Genomic DNA, 19349 nt, shown 5'->3' on the forward strand with positions numbered 1-19349 from the left:
GGCATGGACGGCGCGCAAGGTGAATCGGCACGCTCATTCGTCCACGAGCGCGCGCAGATTCACTTTGCGTGCATTAGCGGCGCTTCGCCGCATGGCGAGCCCGATCATCGCGGCGATGAAGGTGCCGAACACGACAATGATCCACTGCGCCGGCATCCTGGCCGTCAATAGCAGCGCATAGGCGCCCAGCATCAACAGCACGGCGAGGTTCTGGTTGAAATTCTGCACCGCGATCGAGTGGCCCGCGGAGAGGAGCGTCGCGCCGCGATGCTGCAACAGCGCGTTCATCGGCACGATGAAGAAGCCTGCGAGCGTGCCGAGCAGCACCATCAACGGGTACGCGAACAGCAGATAGAAGGGCAGCAGGAAGTGGCCAATCCGCAGGCCCTCGCCCGGCGGGAAGAGCCCCTTGCTGTAGAACGCCATGCCCACGGCGACGACGCCGCACAGCACGCCCACGGGCAGCACCCGCAGCGACGCGCGCAGCGATACCCACGCGGCGGCGGCGGCCGCGCCGATCGCGATGCCCAGCCCGGTCACGCCCTGCATGACGGCGGCCTTCGAGAGCGAGAGGCCGAGGTTGACGTCGGCCCACTTGAGCACAAGCAGTTGCAGCGTGACGGCGGCGCCCCACATGAGCGTCGTGACCCAGAGCGCAATCTGCGCGAGCTTGTCGGCCCAGAGCACGTTGAAGCAGTGCACGAAATCGGTGACGAGGCGTCGAGGCTCCTTCAGGCGGTTCGCGTAGCGCGCGCCGGTATCGGGAATGTCGAAGTTGATGAGGCCGGCGATGACATAAGTGAGCATGACTGCGAACATCGCGAGATCCGCCGACGAGTGGATCAGCGGCAGCGCGTGGTGCGCGACGAAGCGATCGGCGTAGGTGCTCACGAGCGCGCCGCCCAGCATCGTGCCGATGATCGTGGAGAGCACGGTGGCCGACTCGAGCCACGCATTCGCCGCGATGAGCTTTTCGGGCGGCAACAGCTCGGTAAGGATTCCGTACTTTGCGGGCGAGTAGGCCGCCGCGCCGAAGCCGACCACACCGTAGGCAATCATCGGATGCACGCCCGCGATCATCAGCAGGCAGCCGCACGCCTTGAGCGCGTTCGAGACTAACATGACGTGGCGCTTTTGCAGGGCGTCGGCGAACGCGCCGACGAAGGGCGCGAGCACTACATAGGACACCGTGAAGAAAATCTGCAGGAGCGGCGTTACCCATGCGGGTGACGCGATCACCGTTAGCAGCGCGATCGCCGCGATCAGCAGCGCGTTGTCGGCAAGCGACGAAACGAACTGCGCTGCGATGATCGTGTAGAAGCCCTTTTTCATCGGATGCGTGCGCGGCGGCTGATAGGCAGAAAGCGCGACAAAACAAAAAAGCGGCCGAAGCCGCTCGACCGCGTCAGGCCGCAGATGGGCCGCATGGGTTTGGACCGCATGCGTCCGGCGTCCTTAAGCCGCGTTGACGCGAGTGTACTTCGAAAGGATCGGCACCATTTGCGCGTACACCTTCGGATTGCCCGCGACCACTTCGCCCATGTGCAGGAAATCCGAGTCGCCCGTGTAGTTGCCGATCAGGCCGCCCGCTTCGGTCACGAGCAGGCCGCCCGCCGCGACGTCCCACGGATTGAGGCCCTGCTCGAAGAAGCCGTCCATGCGGCCCGCGGCGACGTTCGCCAGATCGAGCGCGGCCGCGCCCGGACGGCGCAGGCCCGCGCAGGCGCGCGTCATTTCGGCGAAGAGGTCGGTGTAGCGTTCGAGGCCGTCCTTTTCGCGGAACGGGAAACCCGTGCCGATCAGCGAGTCGGCGAGCCGGTCGCGGCGGCCCACGCGGATGCGGCGGTCGTTCAGGAACGCACCGCGGCCGCGCGAGGCGGTGAAGAGGTCGTTGCGGGTCGGGTCGTAGACCACGGCCTGCGTGACGATGCCCTTGTGCGCGAGCGCGATCGAGACACAGTAGTACTGGAAGCCGTGGATGAAGTTCGTGGTGCCGTCGAGCGGATCGATGATCCACTGGTATTCGGATTCGTTCTCCGAGAGGCCCGATTCTTCTGCGAGGATGGCGTGATCGGGGTAGGCGGTCTTCAGCGTGTCGATGATCGCCGCTTCCGATGCCTTGTCGACCTCCGTGACGAAATCGTTGTGCTGCTTCTTCGAGACCTGCACGAGGTCGAGATCGAGCGACGCGCGGTTGATGATCTGTCCGGCGCGGCGCGCGGCCTTGACAGCGATGTTGAGCATGGGATGCATGAGCCTGGATCCTTTTTATCCGGCGCGTTCGCACGAGGCGCGGCGAGCCGGGCTGCAGAAGATAAAAGCGTCTGACGATGGACAGGGCGCCCGAGGTGCGAACCTGTCCCGCCAACGGAGACGAATTGAATAAGAGCGGGGCGCGGCGCGCCGGCGGATTTGTCCGACCGGCGCGCAACCGCGCGCGAATTTCGTCATTTTACCCGAGTCCGGCCCGTTGTTGCTGAAGGCTTGCGAATGAGGCGGTACTGCGAGGCCGCACTGCGAGCACTACGTGCTTTGGCTTTCCCGCGCTAACATAGGCGTTTCACTTTGCTGTCGTTCGAGATTCATCTTGGTGCACCCTGATCCTCACGCCGCCGCCGGCGAAGCCCACGAACCGCTGCGCGGCGGTTTCACGTCCACTCGTTTCGTGCTCGTCGAGCCGAGCCATCCCGGCAACGTCGGCGCGGCGGCGCGCGCGCTCAAGACGATGGGTTTCTCGCGGCTCGTGCTGGTGGCGCCACGGGTGCCGCAGGTGCAGCGAGATCCCGAGGCCATTGCCATGGCGAGCGGCGCCGACGACGTGCTCGCCGCGGCCCACATCGTGCCGACGCTGGCCGACGCGCTGGCGGGCACGCAATGGTCGCTCGCGCTCACGGCGCGCACGCGCGAGTACGGGCCGCCGCCCGGCGCGCCGCGCGAGGCGGTGCGCGATGCCTGTCGCCAGGTGTCGGCGCACGGCGATATCGCGCTCGTGTTCGGCAACGAGCGCACGGGCCTTTCGAACGACGACGTCGAGCGATGCAGCGCGCTCGCGCATATTCCGGCGAATCCCGCCTACAGCTCGCTCAATCTGGCGCAGGCCGTCCAGGTGCTCGCGTATGAATTGCGCCTCGCCTATCTTTCCGGCGGCGAAGCCATGGCTTCGCCGCCGTCCCTGAGCGCGGTCCCGGCTCCTTCGCCGCTTGCCACGAGCGACGACATCGAGCGCATGTATGTCCATCTCGAGCATGCGCTGGTCACGCTCGGCTTTCTCGATCCGGCGAATCCGAAGAAGCTGATGTCGCGGCTGCGGCGGCTCTTCGCACGCTCGGGGCTGGAGCGCGAGGAGGTCAACATCGTGCGCGGCATCGCCAAGCACATCCTGCTGCTGAAGGGGAAGGACGACGGCGGCAATACACCCTGAGCGCCCTGAGCCAGTCATCCGGGGGCTTCCGGCTGACCTTTACGCTATCGGGGTCATCCCGGCGTGGCGCACGTTGTCGCCTAGAATCGACTGCACATCATAAGCAAATCAGCGCGCGTGCCAGGCGCGCCCGTGCGTTGCCGCACGCGGCGCCGGCGCCGCGCCGTTTCCCCGCAGTTGCCCCTCTCACAGCGTGACAGCCATGTTCAAGAGACTTCGCGAAGACATCGCCACGATCCGCGAGCGCGATCCCGCCGCCCGCAGCGCGTGGGAGGTGCTGACCTGCTATCCGGGTCTGCATGCGCTCGTGCTGCATCGCGTCGCGCACGCGTGCTGGCTCGCGCAGCGTCGCTGGCTTGCGCGCTACATTTCGCAGGTCGCGCGCTTTCTGACCGGCATCGAGATCCATCCGGGCGCGACGCTCGGCCGGCGCGTTTTCATCGACCATGGCATGGGCGTCGTGATCGGCGAAACCGCCGAGGTCGGCGACGACTGCACGATCTATCAGGGCGTGACGCTAGGCGGCACGTCGCTCGCGCGCGGTGCGAAGCGTCATCCCACACTCGGGCCGGGCGTGATCGTCGGTGCGGGGGCGAAGGTTCTCGGCGGCTTCACGGTGGGAGCGCAGGCGAAAATCGGCTCGAACGCCGTGGTCGTGAAGCCGGTGCCGGCGGGCGCGACCGCGGTCGGCAACCCGGCGCGCATCGTGGCGCCGGCCAGGACCGCGTTGCCGCAGGCGAAGGAGAAGTCGGCGCGCGAGGCGTTCTGCGCCTACGGCATCTCGCCGAATGCCGACGATCCGGTCTCGCTTGCGATTCACGGGCTGATCGATCACGCGGCGAAGCAGACGCAGCGCGTCGACGCGATCGTCGATGCGCTCGAGCGGCTCGGCACGCGCCTCGAGGCGCTGCATGGCGCCGACGCCGCATTGATCGATCTGCGGCGCCTGTCGGCGAGCCTCGAGGGTGAGGCGGCCGCGCATCCGGATCGGGCCGAAGCGGAGCAGGCACGTATCCAGGCTTAAGCGAGGCGTGAGCGGTCGAAGGGCCGCTCAGCCGTGCGGCATCATCCTGAAGCCTTCCGCGTCGACACGCAGATAGCCGCCGCGCGGCTTGCCGTGATCGAGATCCCAGTCGGGCAATACCCAGCGCACGCCGCCCGGCTCCTGGTGCCGTGCGGGACGGTGCGTGTGGCCGTGAATGATCGTGCCGGCGCGGCTGCGTCTGAAGAGCGCCGCCACGCCGCGCGGCGTCACGTCGTAGCGCGGTGAAACCGGCCGCTCGCGGCCTTGTTCGCTCTTCTTGCGCATGTTCTCGGCGAGCGCGCGCCGCCAGCGGAACGGCCACGCGAGAAAGAGCCATTGCGCGAGCGTATTGCGTGCGAATTTGCGAAAGACCTGGTAGCCGCGATCTTCGGTGCACAGCCCGTCGCCGTGCGCGAGCGCGATGCGCGTGCCGAACGCCGTGATCGCGATGGGATCGGGCAGCCAGATCGCGCCCGCCGCTTTCATGAAGCGCTTGCCCATCAGGAAGTCGCGGTTGCCGTGCATGATGTAGAGCGCGATGCCGCGCTCGGAAAGCGTATGCATCAGCGCGGTCATGCGGGCGACGAAGGGATCGGCGAGCATGTCGTCGCCGATCCAGTATTCGAAGAGGTCGCCGAGTATGAACACCGAGTCCGCCTGGTCGGCGGTGACGCGGATGAAATGCTCGAACGCGGCGACCGTGCGCGGAATGGCCTCGCTCAGGTGCAGGTCGGAGATGAACAGAAACGGGCGCGCCGCATGAGGGCGCTTGCCCTCGCCGGGCACGCCCGCGGCGGCGTGTCGAAGTGCCTTTTCCTGCAGCATGAACGAAGCGTGCGCGTTGCGATGTTATTTGTGACGTCGTTAGTGACGTTATTCGACGACGACGGCCTTCTCGATCACGACGTCGTCCATCGGCACGTCCTGATGGAAGCCCTTCGAGCCCGTGCGGACCTTCTTGATCTTGTCCACGACGTCGAGGCCTTCGGCGACCTTGCCGAACACGGCGTAGCCCCAGCCTTGCGGCGTCGGCGACGTGTGGTTCAGGAAGTCGTTGTCGGCGACGTTGATGAAGAACTGCGCGCTCGCCGAGTGCGGGTCGTTGGTGCGGGCCATCGCGATCGAGCCGCGCTCGTTCTTCAGGCCGTTGTTCGCCTCGTTTTCGATGGTGGCGTCGGTGGGCTTCTGCTTCATGCCGGCTTCGAAGCCGCCGCCCTGGATCATGAAGCCGTCGATCACGCGGTGGAATACGGTGCCGTCATAGTGGCCTTTCTTCACATACTCGAGAAAGTTCGCGACGGTCTTGGGCGCCTTCTCGGCGTTGAGTTCGAGCTTGATGACGCCGTGGTTCGTATGCAGTTCGACCATGATGGAATCCTTTGCTGTGGCAGGAGGTGAAAGGACGGCGCGGCACCGTCACGAGGCGGGGGTCATGCCCCTCGCGTGTCACGGTGCCGCGCCGCGCGACGAAGGAGATTTACTTGCCGACGACGGTCGCCGACTCGATCACGATTTCCTTCTGCGGCACGTCGGACATCGGGCCGCGCGTAGTGGTGGGGGCCGCTTCGATCTTCTTCACGACGTCCATGCCCTGGACGACCTTGCCGAACACCGCGTAGCCGTTGCCGTCCGGATTCGGATAGTCGAGACCCGCGTTATCCACGGTGTTGATGAAGAACTGCGCCGTCGCCGAATCGGGGTCGCTCGTGCGCGCCATCGCGATCGTGCCGGTCACGTTCTTCAGGCCGTTCTTGCTCTCGAGCGGGATCGGCGCGCGCGTGGGCTTCTCGACGTAGCTTGCCGTGTAGCCGCCGCCCTGGATCATGAAGCCGGGGATCACGCGGTGGAAGATCGTGCCGCTGTACTGGCCGGACTTCACGTACTGGAGGAAGTTGTCGACGGTCTTGGGCGCCTTCTCCGGATACAGCTCGACGCGGAAGTCACCCTCGCTGGTCTTGAAGAGCACCTGCGGATGCGCGGCGGCCGAAGCCGATTGCGCAAAGGCGGGCGCGTTCGCGATCAGGGCGGCGCTGCCGAGCGCCAACATCAACCATTTCATGAGTATCCTCGGAGTAGCGAAAACAAGCGGAGAAACGTCGTGCGCCGCGCCGCCGTGCGACGGGCCGCGCGGCACGGCTTACTGCGACGGCGCCACGAACGGCGGCATCGCGAGCGACCCGGAAGGGCCGCCGAACTGGAATGCGGGATTGCTCAGCACAGGCGAGGTGGCCATCGGCGTGCTCGCTGCGCTCGGAGCTTCGACTTGCGCCTTTTTCGGCGTGGCGGGCGGCGAAACGATCTTCTGGAGATCGGCGAGGCGCTGCTGGGTCGCGCCGCTCGCGTGACCGAGTGCGGTCGCGCGTCGGTATGACGCATCGGCAAGGCGCAGATACAGATCGCCAAGATTTTCCCATGCGAGACCGTAGGACGGGTTCGCCTTCACGGCGGTTTCGAGCGCGGCACGCGCGTCGTCGTAACGGCCCTCCTTCGCGTAGAGCGCCGCGAGATTGTTATAGGGTTCGGGCAGCTCGGGGTAGGTCTGCGTGAGTTCGGTGAACGCCTCGATCGCGTCCTGATCGCGGTTCAGGCGCGCGAGGATCGTGGCGCGCTTGAACTTCGCCTGCACGTCGCGCGGGTTCGTCTTGATGCGCGCGTCGAGTGCGTCGAGCGCGGCCGCCCAGTTGTGCTGCGAGATGGCGGTGTCCGCCTGGGGTGTGTTGTCGACTGCCGCAGGAGGCGCCGCGATAGCGGCGCGCGCGCCGCCAAGGACGAGCGCGGCGCTCGCGAGAGCCGCGGCGGCAAGGGTCGCAGCGCGGGGCGCGCGGCCGCTGGAAGGTTTCATAGGGTGAGGTCGCGGTGTTATACTCCGAGCCATTCTAACAAAAGGTCTGTGCGTTTTCGTCGCGCGCCCGTTCCGGCAGATTCCCACGGGATCCTGCGTCCTGGTGAATGCCGGGTGAGCCGCGTAAGATGCCAGGCTGTCATCGCCACTCGTGGTCGTCTCCGCCCAGTTCGTAGCCTGAGTGCCGCGGTGCGACGCACCTCCCGGTCGCGCTCGCTGCCGTCGCGGATTTTCTTCGACCCACGTATCCTCGTCTTTATGGAAGCACTGCGCATCTACAACACGCTCGCGCGTGACAAGCAAGTTTTCGTGCCGCTTCAGCCCGGCGTCGTACGCATGTACGTCTGCGGCATGACGGTGTACGACTACTGTCACGTCGGTCATGCGCGTGCGATGGTGGTGTTCGACATTGTGCAGCGCTGGCTGCGCACGCTCGGCTACAACGTGACCTACGTGCGCAACATTACCGACATCGACGACAAGATCATTCGTCGCGCGGTGGAGAACGGCGAGACGATCAAGGCGCTCACCGACCGTTTCATCGACGCGCTGCATGAGGACGCGGATGCGCTCGGTGTCGTGCGTCCCGACCACGAGCCGCGCGCGACGCAGTACATCCCGCAGATGCTCGACATGATCGGTACGCTCGAGCGCAATGGTTACGCGTATCGGGGCGCGGACGGCGACGTGAACTACGCCGTGCGCAAGTTCGCGAACTACGGTGCGCTGTCCGGCAAGTCGATCGAAGATCTGCGCGCGGGCGAGCGTGTGGCGGCCAACGACGCCAAGCAGGATCCGCTCGACTTCGTGCTCTGGAAGCAGGCCAAGCCGGAAGAGCCTGCGGACACGAGTTGGGAATCGAAATACGGACGCGGGCGTCCGGGCTGGCACATCGAATGCTCGGCCATGGGCTGCTCGCTGCTCGGCGAGCATTTCGATATTCACGGCGGCGGGCAGGATCTGCAGTTTCCGCACCATGAGAACGAAATTGCGCAGAGCGAAGGCGCGACGGGCCAGAAGTTCGTCAACTACTGGATGCACAACGGCTTCGTGAATATCGACAACGAGAAGATGTCGAAGTCGCTCGGCAACTTCTTCACGATCCGCGAAGTGCTCGCGAAATACGATGCGGAAGTCGTGCGCTTTTTCATGGCGCGCGCGCACTATCGTTCGCCGCTGAACTACAGTGACGTGCACCTCGACGATGCACGCAACGCACTCACGCGTCTTTACACGGCCCTCAAGGACGTGACGCCCGACACGGGCGAGCTCGACTGGAGCGAGCCGTACGCGCAGCGTTTCCACGCGGCGATGAACGACGACTTCAATACGCCGGTGGCGATCGCGGTGCTGTTCGAACTGGCGACCGAAGTGAACCGCACACGCGACGCTGTGCTCGCGCGCCAGCTGCAAAAGCTTGCGCGCGTGATCGGGCTGCTCGTGCGCGAGCCGCGCGTGTTCCTGCAGCAGGGTGCGGGCGGGCAGGATGCCGGCGCGCTCGATGCGGCCGCGATCGAAGCGAAGATCGCGGCGCGCGTGGCGGCCAAGCAGGCAAAGCAGTATGCGGAGGCGGACCGGATCCGGGCCGAGCTGCTCGAAGCCGGTATCGCGCTCGAAGACAAACCGGGCGGATTGACCGAGTGGCGCCGCGTTTGAGCGGCTAGTCCAAACCACTGATCGATTCGCGAGGCAGGAGGCAGGATGGCAATGGCCACGAAGACGCAGGCCAGGCGGTCTGCGTCGCTAACGGGCGAGGCAGCGAAGCGCGCCATGCGCGGCACCGGTGCCGCCAAGGCCGCAGGCGCCGCCAACGCAGCAAAGGATGGGCTCGACGGCAAGACGGAGCCGGCGAGAAAGGCGGCTGCGAAAGACGCGGCGGGCGAAGCGCGAGGCACGCCCAATGGTGCGGCCAGGACGGCGGCGCGGTCGGCAGCGAAGTCGGCTTCGAAGCCGGCGGGCGCGAAATCGGCGCGCATGAAGGCCAATGGCGTGAACGTCGCGCTCGACGCGCAGGCCTTGCACGCGGTGCCGGCCGTGCAGCCGGACGGCGCGGCCACGCTCGATCTGCCCGATACAACCGCGGCAGCGGATGCGCATCGCTTCGACGTGCAGCGTCCCGATTACTGGGATCGCGCTTGCGCCGATCTCGTCAAGCGCGACCGCATACTCAAGAAGCTGATTCCGAAGTTCGGCCCGGTGCACCTGCTGAGCCGCGACGATCCGTTCGTCACGCTCGCACGCTCGGTGGTCGGCCAGCAGGTTTCCACGGCGGCGGCGCAGGCGCTATGGCGGCGTGTCGAGGAGGCCTGCCCCAAGCTCGTGCCGCAGCAGTTCCTCAAGCTCGGCCATGAAAAGCTTGCCGCATGCGGGCTCTCGAAGCGCAAGACGGAATACATTCTCGATCTCGCCCAGCATTTCGTCTCGGGTGCGCTGCACGTCGGCAAGTGGACCTCGATGGACGACGAGGCCGTGATTGCGGAGCTCACGCAGATTCGCGGCATCGGCCGCTGGACCGCGGAGATGTTCCTGATCTTCAACCTCGCGCGTCCGAATGTCTTGCCGCTCGACGACCTCGGCCTGATCCGCGCGATCAGCGTCAACTACTTCAGCGGCGAACCGGTCACGCGTAGCGAAGCGCGCGAAGTCGCGGCCAACTGGGAGCCGTGGCGCACGGTCGCAACGTGGTACATGTGGCGCAGCCTCGAGCCGGCCTGACCGGCTCGCGCGGCCCGATCTCCAGAAATTGACCAAAGGTTTGACTATCGTTAATTGGTAATCGATAGTTCAGAGCCAGCTTCGACGCTGGTAGTCGCGGTTAGAATACGCGCTGCCGGCAAGTCCAAGGATTCCACCACATGAAAACCACGTTTCTGGATTTCGAACAGCCGATCGCTGAACTCGAAGCGAAGATCGAAGAATTGCGCTTCGTTCAGGACGATTCGGCCGTCGATATTTCGGAAGAGATCGACCGGCTCTCGAAGAAGAGCCAGCAGCTGACGAAGGATCTGTACGCGAACCTGAGCCCGTGGCAGGTCTCGCAGATCGCGCGCCATCCGCAGCGGCCCTATACGCTCGACTACGTTCACGAGCTCTTCACCGATTTTCACGAGCTGCACGGCGACCGCGCGTTCGCGGACGACCTGTCGATCGTCGGCGGTCTCGCGCGCTTCAACGGCCAGGCCTGCATGGTGATCGGCCAGCAGAAAGGTCGCGATACGAAGGAGCGCGCCGCGCGCAACTTCGGCATGCCGCGCCCCGAAGGCTATCGCAAGGCCGAGCGCCTGATGCGTCTTGCCGAGAAGTTCGGTCTGCCGATCTTCACGTTCGTCGACACGCCGGGCGCGTACCCGGGCATCGGCGCGGAAGAGCGCGGCCAGTCGGAGGCGATCGGCCGCAATCTCTACGTGATGGCCGAACTGAAGACGCCGATCATCACGACGATCATCGGCGAGGGCGGCTCGGGCGGCGCGCTCGCGATCGCCGTGGCCGACACCGTGATGATGCTGCAGTTCTCGACCTACTCGGTGATCTCGCCGGAAGGTTGCGCGTCGATCCTGTGGAAGAGCGCCGCGAAGGCGCCCGAGGCCGCGGAAGCCCTCGGCCTCACCGCGCACCGCCTGAAGGCGCTGGGCCTGATCGACAAGATCGTCAACGAGCCGCTGGGCGGCGCGCATCGCGATCCGAAGGGTATGGCCGCGCTGCTGCGCCGCGCGCTTGCCGACTCGCTGCGCCAGTTCCAGGGCATGAGCGTCGCCGACCTGAAGGAGCGCCGCTACGAGCGCCTGATGGCTTACGGCAAGTTCAAGGAAACGACGCCGGGCGCGTAAGGCCTGACGCCGTCCCGCCGGCGCGCGAGCGCCCTCAAGGCAGTGACCGCTCAATCCCCATCCGACGCCGGGCGCATCGTACTCGATGCGCTCGGCGTTGCGCTTTCCACGCTCTCCGACGAGAGCCGCATCGCGATTGCGTACAGCGGCGGGCTCGATTCATCGGTGCTGCTCGACGCCGCCGTGCGAACGGCGGGGGCGGCACGCTGCGTCGCACTGCATGTCCATCACGGCCTGAGCCCGAACGCCGACGCCTGGCTTCTGCACGGCGCGGCGGTGGCGCACGCGCTCGGCGTGACATTCGACGCACGCCGCGTGGACGTGGCGCGCGACGATGCCGCCGGCGTGGAGGCCGCTGCGCGCGAGGCGCGCTACCGTGCGCTGGATGAGATGTGCGCCGTGCACGGCGTGAACGCGCTGTGGCTCGCGCAGCACGCCGACGACCAGGCTGAAACCGTGCTGCTGCAATTGCTGCGCGGCGCCGGACTCGCGGGGCTCGCGGCGATGGCGCCGGTGCGCGCGCCAACTATGGGGGTGCCGCGCATGCGGCCGCTGCTCCACCTGTTGCGTGCGCAACTTGAACAGTATGCGAGCGCCAGAAGCCTGCGCTGGATCGACGACGAATCCAATGCCGATACGCGCTATGCGCGCAATGCCTTGCGTCACGATGTGATGCCGGCGTTGAGCGCGCATTTTCCCGGCTTTCGCGACACATTGGCGCGCACGGCGGCACATGCGGCTTCGGCCCAGCGGCTGCTCGACGATCTCGCACAGATCGACCTCGCCGCGATTGCGACGGGCGACGACGGTAGGGTGCTCGCGCATGAACGCCTCGTTGCGCTGGACGACGAACGTGCGTTGAACGTCATGCGCTACTGGATGCGTACGCTCGGCTTGCCGGCGGCTTCGTCGGCGCGTCTGGCCGACGCCTTGCGCCAGTTGCGCGAGATCGCGCGCGACGGAGGCGGGCGGGGCGATCATGCGTTGCGTCTCGATCATGCGGGCTGGCGGCTGCGCGGTTATCGCGGGACGATCTTCTGGGAGAGGGCGCGCGAGCCCGACGTACCGCGTGTCCCGCACGACGCGGTGGAATTGGTTTGGCGCGGCGAAGAAATCTGGCGCTTGCCGCAATGGCGCGGCACTTTCGTTTTTGCCCGCGCCGAAGCGAACGATCCCGACGCGGTGCCCGAAGCGCTGCTGGCCGGCAGGCCACTCGTCGTGCGCGAACGCTCGGGGGGCGAGCGCCTGCGCGACGCGGCAGCGGGTGTGAGCCGCACGCTCAAGCATATGTTCCAGGCGCGTGGCATTCCGGCGTGGGAGCGCGATGTCCCGTTGCTGTTTAGCGGCGAGACGCTGCTGTTCGTTCCGCATGTGGGTGTGAATCGCGCCGCGTTTCCCGATTGGGATGCGATGGCGGGTGATGGCCCTCAGGAAGGGTGGCGCCGTATCGAGTGGCGCGAAGATCTTTTGATGGCGTGACGGCCTTGTGTGTGCCGGCCCTATTTAAAGCCCGGCACGGCGATCATTCAAACAAAAAGGGCGCCATCATTGCGGCCAAACGCTGCAAATCCTTGCTGCACAAGCCTTTTTCGCGCAGGATCACCCAGTTTCGTCTTGTAATTTTGGCCCCGATCGGGTAGGGTATTCCGTTTGTCCAGCCCGCTCTTTCGCGTTCATGGGCATCGTCAAAAGCGGTGCCGGGAGCGCGCCGTGCCAAAAGCACAAATGGCCCATCTAGCGGCATGCGGGCAAGTGAAGCGTAGTCCATGCGGCGCCTGTTGCGTACCCGGCGCGCGCTGCGTTTCGCCATCGGACAAATTCCGCGCGTGCTGCACGCGCTGCAGAGACGCCGTCGCCGTGGCCGCGAGCCTTCCGGCGGCGCCGTCATCAGTGCGCCAGCGCGGTAACATCTCCAGTTCAGAACGACAATGGCACTCATCGTACACAAATACGGCGGCACCTCGATGGGCTCGGTCGAGCGCATCAAGAACGTTGCCAGGCGCGTTGCCAAATGGCACAAGGCCGGCCACAAGATGGTCGTCGTGCCTTCGGCAATGTCCGGCGAAACCAACCGGCTGCTCGGCCTCGCGAAAGAGATTTCGGCCCAGCCGAGCCCGCGCGAACTCGACATGATTGCGTCGACCGGCGAGCAGGTCAGCGTTGGCTTGCTGTCGATCGCGCTGCACGACGCCGGCGTCGACGCCATCAGCTATACCGGTTGGCAGGTTCCCGTGAAGACCGACAGCGCGTTCACGAAAGCGCGCATCAACGAAATCGACGGCGAGCGCGTGCTGGCCGACCTCGAGGCGGGCAAGGTGGTGGTGATCACCGGCTTCCAGGGCATCGACCCGGACGGCCACATCACGACGCTCGGCCGCGGCGGCTCGGATACCTCGGCAGTCGCGGTGGCCGCGGCGCTCGAGGCCGACGAGTGTCTCATCTATACGGACGTCGACGGCGTCTACACGACCGACCCGCGCGTGGTGGACGACGCGCGCCGGCTCGACCGCATCACCTTCGAAGAGATGCTGGAAATGGCCAGCCTTGGCTCGAAAGTGCTGCAGATCCGCTCGGTGGAATTCGCGGGCAAGTATCAGGTGAAGACGCGCGTGCTCTCCAGCCTGACCGACCCGATGATGGACCTCGCCGAAGAGATGAAGTCGGGCACCCTGATTACTTTTGAAGAAGACGACACCATGGAAAAAGCAGTCATTTCGGGTATCGCGTTCCAGCGCGACGAGGCCCGCATCGCCGTGATGGGCGTGCCTGACAAGCCGGGCATCGCGTATCAGATCCTCGGCCCGGTGGCGGACGCGAACATCGATGTCGACATGATCATCCAGAACCAGAGCGTGGCCGGCAAGACCGACTTCACGTTCACGGTGCCGCGCGGCGACTATCAGCGCGCCATGGACGTCCTCAACAATCAGGTGAAGGGTCACGTGAGCGCCGAGCAGGTGCTGGGCGACCCGAAGGTGTCGAAGGTTTCCGTGGTCGGCGTGGGCATGCGTTCGCACGTGGGCGTGGCGAGCAAGATGTTCCGCACGCTTTCGGAAGAGGGCATCAACATCCAGATGATTTCGACCTCCGAAATCAAGATCTCGGTACTGATCGACGAGAAGTACATGGAACTGGCCGTGCGCGCGCTGCACAAGGCGTTCGACCTCGAACACGCGTAAAGCGTGACGCGTGCGTGACAGGTTTCACGGGTTTCGGGGCGCTGCACGCGACATTTGTCGCGTGCATGCAGAAAAATCTGCAAAAAGTGCGTCCCAAAAATTGACCTGAGCGGACGAACCCGCTATCATCTTTGCTTCGTCGCGCTGCCTCCCTGGCGCGAGCGAAAGTTCGGGAGACGTGGCCGAGAGGTCGAAGGCACTCCCCTGCTAAGGGAGCATCTGGGCCAAAACCTGGATCGAGGGTTCGAATCCCTCCGTCTCCGCCAGTGCATTTGCGTATATGGCGGCGAAACCCCGCAAGTTCTCGGACTTGCGGGGTTTTTGTTTTTCCGCGGCGGATTCTGTGCTTGTGTTCCGAGGGGAATGTCGCAACACGTTCAGGACTGCCTATCGATGAACAGCTTTTTCCCTGATCGCGCAATGATTCTGCCTGTTTCGAGGTCGCGGTTCATCACGCTCCTTTCACGCAAACACTGCAACACTCGACACCCGAGCCGCGCTGTCGATGCTATGCTCCGGATCGCTGCAGTAGCCGGGCGCATGCCGGTCTGCTGCGACGATGCTCCGTGTAACGAGACGTAACCAGGGTGCGCTCGAAGCGGGTTTGTGCATCAGTTATTACAATCGTGAAATATCCTGTGCGCGAGCCTGCGCTATATTGCATGCAACAAAATCATTCGCAAAAAGGTGAGTCCATGAAGTTTGCTCGTGTTCTTGCAATGCTCGTCGGGGGCTTGGCCATTGGTGCGTCAAGCGCCGCCATGGCGGGCGTGAGCGTTGGCGTCAACATCGGCATTCCTGCCCCGGTTTATGTCGCACCGGAGCCTGTCTATGCACCGCCGCCTCCTCCGGTCGTGTATCAGCCCGCTCCGGTCTATGCCGCGCCGGCCATTTACATCGGCTGGCACGGCGACCGCTACTGGGACGGTCGTCGTTACTGGAATCGTGGCGACTGGAACCGCTATCACGGTGGTGGCGGCCGTGGATGGGGTCACGGCGGCGGCCGCTGGCACTAAGCTGGCGCTGTCCGAAGCCGCTGCAAAAGCAAAGCCGCCCCGAGGGGCGGCTTTTTCATGCCTGCCGTTGCACGCGCAACGAGGCGCGCACAACGACGAGAGAGGCGGCCGTTACTCGCCGATGCCGGCCATGCCGCCGACCACGGCGCTAAAGCCCGAATCCACATGCACGATCTCGGCGGTCACGCCGCCGGAGAGATCGGAGAGCAGGAACGCGGCCGTGTTGCCGACCTGCTCGATCGTCACGTTACGGTGCAGCGGCGCGTTCTGCTCGACGAAGTCGAGGATCTTGCCGAAGCTCTTGATGCCGCTTGCCGCGAGCGTCTTGATCGGGCCGGCCGAGATGCCGTTCACGCGCACGCCCTTGCCGCCGAGCGAGACCGCGAGGTAACGCACGCTCGCTTCGAGCGAGGCCTTCGCGAGGCCCATGGTGTTGTAGTTCGGAATCGCGCGTTCGGCGCCGAGATAGGTGAGGGTGAGCAGCGAGGCGTTGTCGGCCAGCATCGGCTGGGCTGCCTTGGCGAGCGCCGGGAAGCTGTAGGCCGAGATGTCGTGCGCGATGCGGAAATTCTCGCGCGTCATGCCTTCGAGGAAGTCGCCGGCGATGGCCTCGCGCGGCGCGAAACCGATCGAGTGGACGAGGCCGTCGAGCGTGCCCCAATGCTGCTTGAGATCCGCGAAGAGCGCTTCGATCTGTGCGTCGTCGGCGACGTCGCAGGGGAACACGAGATTGCTGCCGAACTCGGTGGCGAATTCGGTGATGCGTTCCTTGAACCGCTCGCCGACATACGTGAATGCCAGTTCCGCGCCTTCGCGTTTGCAGGCCTGCGCAATGCCATATGCGATCGAACGGTTGGACAGCAGCCCGGTCAGCAGGATGCGTTTGCCAGCGAGGAAGCCCATGGATTCTCCTAATCAGATCAGTGCATCGCGCGCACCGCAAGGCGGTGCTGCGCGGTTTGGGTAGAATTCTCTCACACTTGACATGGCTCACCGGACAAATCCCTTTCCATGACGACAGGCACGCCTGGCAGGGCAGCGCGCGCGGGGCGCGGACACACGGTTGCGGCGCGACACCTTGCATGGGCACGTGCCTGGCTGCGCGCGGGCGCGAGATGCGGCGCGGCATGCGTGCTGACGTTTGCGGCGATGCCGTCCGTGTACGCCGCCTATGCGATCGCGCAATACGGGGAGCCGAAGTATCCCGCGAACTTCACGCATTTCGATTATGTGAATCCGGATGCGCCGAAGGGCGGCACGCTGGTGCTGGCCAACCCGAGCCGCCTGACGAGCTTCGACAAGTTCAACCCGTTCACGATGCGCGGCAACCCGGCGCCCGGTATCGAGATGCTCTTCGAGAGCCTGACGACGGGCAGCATGGACGAGGTCTCGTCGGCGTACGGATTGCTCGCGGACGATATCCGCATCGCGCCCGATGGTCTTTCGGTGACGTTCCATCTGAATCCCCACGCGCGCTTTTCGAACGGCGACGCGGTGACCGCCGCCGACGTCAAGTTTTCGCTCGACACGCTCAAGAGTCCGCAAGCCGCGCCGTCGACGCAGGCCTACTTCAGCGACATCACGCGCGCGGTGGTGGTCGATCCCGCGACGATCCGCTTCGAGTTCCGCAGCCACAGCCGGGAGCTGCCGTTCATCGCGGGCGGCATGCCGGTGTTCTCGCACAAGTGGGGATTGCGCCCGGACGGCAGCCGCATTCCGTTCGACCAGCTCGCGTTCGAACAGCCGATCGGCAGCGGGCCCTACGTAATCGAGCGTTATTCGAACGGCCGCACGATCACCTATAAGCTCGACCCGAACTACTGGGGCAAGGACCTGCCGGTGCGCGTCGGCACGAACAACTTCGAACGCGTTACCTACAAGCTCTATTCCGATGACTTCGCTCGCCTCGAGGCGTTCAAGGCGGGTGAATACGACGCGCTCGTCGAAATGGTCGCGCGCAACTGGGTGCGGCGCGACGTGGGCAAGCGCTTCGACGATGGCGAACTGATCAAGCGGGAGTTTGCGCAGCATAACGGCACGGGCATGCAGGGCTTCGTGCTGAACATCCGCAAGCCCATGTTCCGGGACGTGCGCGTGCGCCGGGCGCTCGACCTCGCGCTCGACTTCCAGTGGCTCAACCGGATGCTGTTCTACAGCCAGTACACGCGGCTCGACAGCTGGTTCGCGAATACGGAATTTCAGGCGAAGGGTTTGCCGTCGCCGGGCGAACTCGCATTGCTCGATCCGTGGCGCGAGGAACTCGACCCGGCGGTGTTCGGCCCGCCGCCGGTGCAGCCGGACACGGATCCCCCTCATTCGCTGCGCGCCAACCTGCTCGAGGCACGCGCGCTACTGGCGCAAGCCGGCTGGACTTACCGCAACGGCGCGCTGCGCAACGCGCAGGGCCAGCCCTTCGTTTTCGAAGTGCTCGACGACACCAGCGCCTCCGCGCAATGGCAGCCCATCATGGCGCTGTACACGCACGCCCTCGCGCGACTCGGGATCCAGGTGAACTACCGGCCGGTCGACTTCGCGCTCTACCAGAAGCGCCTCGACGCGTTCGACTTCGACGTGACGACGATCCACTTTCCCGACGTGCAGGTGCCGGGCACGGAAGAAGTCGATCGCTTCGGCAGCAAGGCGGCCGACGAGCCCGGCTCGGGCAACCTGATCGGCGTGAAGTCGCCGGCCGTCGACGCGATTCTGAAATCGCTGACGCAAGCGCAGACGCTACAGCAGTTGCTCGACGCCACGCACGCGCTCGACCGGGTGCTGATGCACGGCTACTATGTGGTGCCGCAGTGGTACGGCTCGACGCACCGCGTTGCGTACCGCAGCACGCTGACCTATCCGGCGAAGCTGCCGCTGTACTATGGCGCGATCGACTGGATCCTCTCGACGTGGTGGTTCAAGCCGCAGGCCGACTTGCAGCCCAACTCGCAACATTGAGGCGCGCCGGCGCGGTTTTGCCACGCAGTCCCAACTTACGGACTTCAAGACCATGTGGAGCTACATCGTCAAACGCCTGCTGCTGATGATCCCGACGCTCTTCGGCGTGCTCACGCTGACCTTCGTCGTGATCCAGTTCGTGCCGGGCGGCCCCGTCGAACAGGCCGTGCGCGAACTGCGGCGCGGCGCGGAGCAGGGCATGCCCTTCGGCATGCGTGCGCATACGGGCGTGGACGCGCAACAGATCGCGCAACTGAAGGCGCTCTACGGCTTCGACAAGCCGCCGCTGCAGCGCTACTTTCTCATGCTGGACCGCTTCTCGCGCTTCGACCTCGGGCAGAGCTATTTTCATCACCAGAGCGTGTGGTCGCTGATCGTCTCGAAGCTGCCGGTGTCGATCAGCATCGGCCTCTGGACTTTCTTTCTCACCTATCTGATATCGGTGCCGTTGGGTATCGCCAAGGCGGTGCGCAACGGCTCGCGGTTCGATCTCATGACGAGCCTGATCGTCCTGATCGGCTATGCGATTCCGGGTTTCGTGCTGGGCGTGCTGCTGCTCGTGCTGTTCGGCGGCGGCACTTTCCTGCAGATTTTCCCGCTGCGCAATCTCACATCCGACGGCTGGGACACGTTCTCCTGGGGCCACAAGATCCTCGACTATCTGTGGCATATCACGCTGCCCGTTACGGCCTCCGTGGTGGGCAGTTTCGCCGTGACGACGATGCTCACGAAGAACGCCTTTCTCGACGAGATCCGCAAGCAGTACGTACTGACCGCGCGCGCGAAGGGTCTTTCCGAGCGCACCGTGCTTTGGAAGCACGTATTTCGCAATGCGCTGCTGCCGCTCGTGGTGGGCTTTCCCGCAGCCTTTATCGGCGCTTTCTTCACGGGCAGCCTGCTGATCGAGACGCTCTTTTCGCTCGATGGTCTCGGGCTGCTCTCGTACGAGTCGGTCGTGCGGCGCGATTATCCGGTCGTGCTCGGTACGCTCTATCTCTTCACATTGATCGGACTGCTGACGAAGCTCGTCTCCGACCTGTGCTACGTGTGGGTCGATCCCCGCATCCAATTCGAACAACTGGAGCGCTGAT

General features: G+C 65.1%; 18 protein-coding genes and 1 tRNA gene. 11 read left to right on the forward strand and 8 right to left on the reverse strand.

Going from position 1 to position 19349, the window contains the following annotated elements:
- Positions 1 to 33 precede the first annotated feature (33 nt).
- Positions 34 to 1332: a lysophospholipid transporter LplT gene (lplT, locus tag BAC01S_RS03740; RefSeq protein WP_027793556.1), complete on the reverse strand. Its 1299-nt coding sequence runs from the start codon at positions 1330 to 1332 to the stop codon at positions 34 to 36.
- Between the two features lie 123 nt (positions 1333 to 1455).
- Positions 1456 to 2253, reverse strand: coding sequence for an inositol monophosphatase family protein (locus BAC01S_RS03745; RefSeq protein ID WP_027793557.1), 798 nt, complete (start codon positions 2251 to 2253; stop codon positions 1456 to 1458).
- A 334-nt stretch (positions 2254 to 2587) separates the two neighbouring features.
- Here BAC01S_RS03745 and BAC01S_RS03750 point away from each other — a divergent pair, with 334 nt between their 5' ends.
- Both BAC01S_RS03750 and cysE read left to right on the forward strand, forming a co-directional pair.
- Positions 2588 to 3421, forward strand: coding sequence for an RNA methyltransferase (locus BAC01S_RS03750; RefSeq protein ID WP_043201071.1), 834 nt, complete (start codon positions 2588 to 2590; stop codon positions 3419 to 3421).
- Positions 3422 to 3623: 202 nt separating this feature from the next.
- Complete coding sequence (cysE, locus tag BAC01S_RS03755; protein WP_027793559.1) at positions 3624 to 4445, forward strand: serine O-acetyltransferase; 822 nt, start codon at positions 3624 to 3626, stop codon at positions 4443 to 4445.
- Between the two features lie 27 nt (positions 4446 to 4472).
- On the opposite strand, the gene BAC01S_RS03760 is transcribed toward cysE, so the two are convergent.
- The 4 genes from BAC01S_RS03760 to BAC01S_RS03775 all read right to left on the reverse strand — a co-directional run bounded on the left by BAC01S_RS03760 (position 4473) and on the right by BAC01S_RS03775 (position 7287).
- Complete coding sequence (locus BAC01S_RS03760) at positions 4473 to 5270, reverse strand: UDP-2,3-diacylglucosamine diphosphatase (protein WP_027793560.1); 798 nt, start codon at positions 5268 to 5270, stop codon at positions 4473 to 4475.
- 48 nt (positions 5271 to 5318) lie between these two features.
- Positions 5319 to 5813 (reverse strand): peptidylprolyl isomerase, encoded by a 495-nt coding sequence (locus tag BAC01S_RS03765; protein WP_027793561.1) that lies wholly within the window; start codon positions 5811 to 5813, stop codon positions 5319 to 5321.
- Between the two features lie 109 nt (positions 5814 to 5922).
- A complete protein-coding gene (locus tag BAC01S_RS03770; protein ID WP_027793562.1) occupies positions 5923 to 6504 on the reverse strand; it encodes a peptidylprolyl isomerase in 582 nt (193 codons plus the stop codon).
- Between the two features lie 78 nt (positions 6505 to 6582).
- Complete coding sequence (locus tag BAC01S_RS03775) at positions 6583 to 7287, reverse strand: tetratricopeptide repeat protein (protein ID WP_027793563.1); 705 nt, start codon at positions 7285 to 7287, stop codon at positions 6583 to 6585.
- A 258-nt stretch (positions 7288 to 7545) separates the two neighbouring features.
- Here BAC01S_RS03775 and cysS point away from each other — a divergent pair, with 258 nt between their 5' ends.
- From cysS to tilS, 4 genes are all read left to right on the forward strand, one after another.
- Positions 7546 to 8943 (forward strand): cysteine--tRNA ligase, encoded by a 1398-nt coding sequence (cysS, locus tag BAC01S_RS03780; RefSeq protein WP_027793564.1) that lies wholly within the window; start codon positions 7546 to 7548, stop codon positions 8941 to 8943.
- A 45-nt stretch (positions 8944 to 8988) separates the two neighbouring features.
- The gene (locus BAC01S_RS03785) at positions 8989 to 10002 is read left to right on the forward strand and encodes a DNA-3-methyladenine glycosylase family protein (protein WP_027793565.1); all 1014 of its coding nucleotides are present in this window, start codon (positions 8989 to 8991) and stop codon (positions 10000 to 10002) included.
- A 140-nt stretch (positions 10003 to 10142) separates the two neighbouring features.
- A complete protein-coding gene (locus BAC01S_RS03790; protein ID WP_027793566.1) occupies positions 10143 to 11114 on the forward strand; it encodes an acetyl-CoA carboxylase carboxyltransferase subunit alpha in 972 nt (323 codons plus the stop codon).
- Positions 11115 to 11156: 42 nt separating this feature from the next.
- On the forward strand, positions 11157 to 12593 hold the full coding sequence (gene tilS / locus BAC01S_RS03795) for a tRNA lysidine(34) synthetase TilS (protein ID WP_027793567.1): 1437 nt from the start codon (positions 11157 to 11159) through the stop codon (positions 12591 to 12593).
- 43 nt (positions 12594 to 12636) lie between these two features.
- Here tilS and BAC01S_RS34370 read toward each other — a convergent pair whose 3' ends face one another.
- Positions 12637 to 12882 carry a hypothetical protein gene (locus BAC01S_RS34370; protein WP_156954295.1) on the reverse strand — a complete coding sequence of 82 codons (246 nt, stop codon included), beginning with the start codon at positions 12880 to 12882 and terminating at the stop codon, positions 12637 to 12639.
- Between the two features lie 160 nt (positions 12883 to 13042).
- On the opposite strand from BAC01S_RS34370, the gene BAC01S_RS03800 reads away from it, so the two are divergent.
- The 3 genes from BAC01S_RS03800 (at position 13043) to BAC01S_RS03810 (ending at position 15309) form a co-directional block, all read left to right on the forward strand.
- Complete coding sequence (locus tag BAC01S_RS03800; RefSeq protein WP_027793568.1) at positions 13043 to 14293, forward strand: aspartate kinase; 1251 nt, start codon at positions 13043 to 13045, stop codon at positions 14291 to 14293.
- 172 nt (positions 14294 to 14465) lie between these two features.
- Positions 14466 to 14559: transfer RNA gene (locus tag BAC01S_RS03805), tRNA-Ser, on the forward strand.
- Between the two features lie 429 nt (positions 14560 to 14988).
- Entirely contained in the window at positions 14989 to 15309 is a 321-nt protein-coding gene (locus BAC01S_RS03810) for a hypothetical protein (protein ID WP_027793569.1), read from the forward strand.
- 111 nt (positions 15310 to 15420) lie between these two features.
- On the opposite strand, the gene fabI is transcribed toward BAC01S_RS03810, so the two are convergent.
- Positions 15421 to 16212: an enoyl-ACP reductase FabI gene (gene fabI / locus BAC01S_RS03815; protein ID WP_027793570.1), complete on the reverse strand. Its 792-nt coding sequence runs from the start codon at positions 16210 to 16212 to the stop codon at positions 15421 to 15423.
- A gap of 108 nt (positions 16213 to 16320) precedes the next feature.
- Here fabI and BAC01S_RS03820 point away from each other — a divergent pair, with 108 nt between their 5' ends.
- Entirely contained in the window at positions 16321 to 18258 is a 1938-nt protein-coding gene (locus BAC01S_RS03820; RefSeq protein ID WP_084168168.1) for an extracellular solute-binding protein, read from the forward strand.
- A 52-nt stretch (positions 18259 to 18310) separates the two neighbouring features.
- Complete coding sequence (locus BAC01S_RS03825; protein WP_027793572.1) at positions 18311 to 19348, forward strand: microcin C ABC transporter permease YejB; 1038 nt, start codon at positions 18311 to 18313, stop codon at positions 19346 to 19348.
- Position 19349 lies beyond the last annotated feature (1 nt).

The organism is Paraburkholderia acidipaludis NBRC 101816 (genome assembly GCF_000684975.1).
Classification (GTDB): Bacteria; Pseudomonadota; Gammaproteobacteria; order Burkholderiales; family Burkholderiaceae; genus Paraburkholderia; species Paraburkholderia acidipaludis.

Coding starts and splice junctions, on each gene's coding strand:
- lplT (WP_027793556.1), bottom strand. CDS start 1,332: ATGAAAAAGGGCTTCTACACGATCATCGCAGCGCAGTTCGTTTCGTCG.
- BAC01S_RS03745 (WP_027793557.1), bottom strand. CDS start 2,253: ATGCATCCCATGCTCAACATCGCTGTCAAGGCCGCGCGCCGCGCCGGA.
- cysE (WP_027793559.1), top strand. CDS start 3,624: ATGTTCAAGAGACTTCGCGAAGACATCGCCACGATCCGCGAGCGCGAT.
- BAC01S_RS03760 (WP_027793560.1), bottom strand. CDS start 5,270: ATGCTGCAGGAAAAGGCACTTCGACACGCCGCCGCGGGCGTGCCCGGC.
- BAC01S_RS03765 (WP_027793561.1), bottom strand. CDS start 5,813: ATGGTCGAACTGCATACGAACCACGGCGTCATCAAGCTCGAACTCAAC.
- BAC01S_RS03770 (WP_027793562.1), bottom strand. CDS start 6,504: ATGAAATGGTTGATGTTGGCGCTCGGCAGCGCCGCCCTGATCGCGAAC.
- BAC01S_RS03775 (WP_027793563.1), bottom strand. CDS start 7,287: ATGAAACCTTCCAGCGGCCGCGCGCCCCGCGCTGCGACCCTTGCCGCC.
- cysS (WP_027793564.1), top strand. CDS start 7,546: ATGGAAGCACTGCGCATCTACAACACGCTCGCGCGTGACAAGCAAGTT.
- BAC01S_RS03785 (WP_027793565.1), top strand. CDS start 8,989: ATGGCAATGGCCACGAAGACGCAGGCCAGGCGGTCTGCGTCGCTAACG.
- BAC01S_RS03790 (WP_027793566.1), top strand. CDS start 10,143: ATGAAAACCACGTTTCTGGATTTCGAACAGCCGATCGCTGAACTCGAA.
- BAC01S_RS34370 (WP_156954295.1), bottom strand. CDS start 12,882: ATGGACTACGCTTCACTTGCCCGCATGCCGCTAGATGGGCCATTTGTG.
- BAC01S_RS03800 (WP_027793568.1), top strand. CDS start 13,043: ATGGCACTCATCGTACACAAATACGGCGGCACCTCGATGGGCTCGGTC.
- BAC01S_RS03810 (WP_027793569.1), top strand. CDS start 14,989: ATGAAGTTTGCTCGTGTTCTTGCAATGCTCGTCGGGGGCTTGGCCATT.
- fabI (WP_027793570.1), bottom strand. CDS start 16,212: ATGGGCTTCCTCGCTGGCAAACGCATCCTGCTGACCGGGCTGCTGTCC.
- BAC01S_RS03820 (WP_084168168.1), top strand. CDS start 16,321: ATGACGACAGGCACGCCTGGCAGGGCAGCGCGCGCGGGGCGCGGACAC.
- BAC01S_RS03825 (WP_027793572.1), top strand. CDS start 18,311: ATGTGGAGCTACATCGTCAAACGCCTGCTGCTGATGATCCCGACGCTC.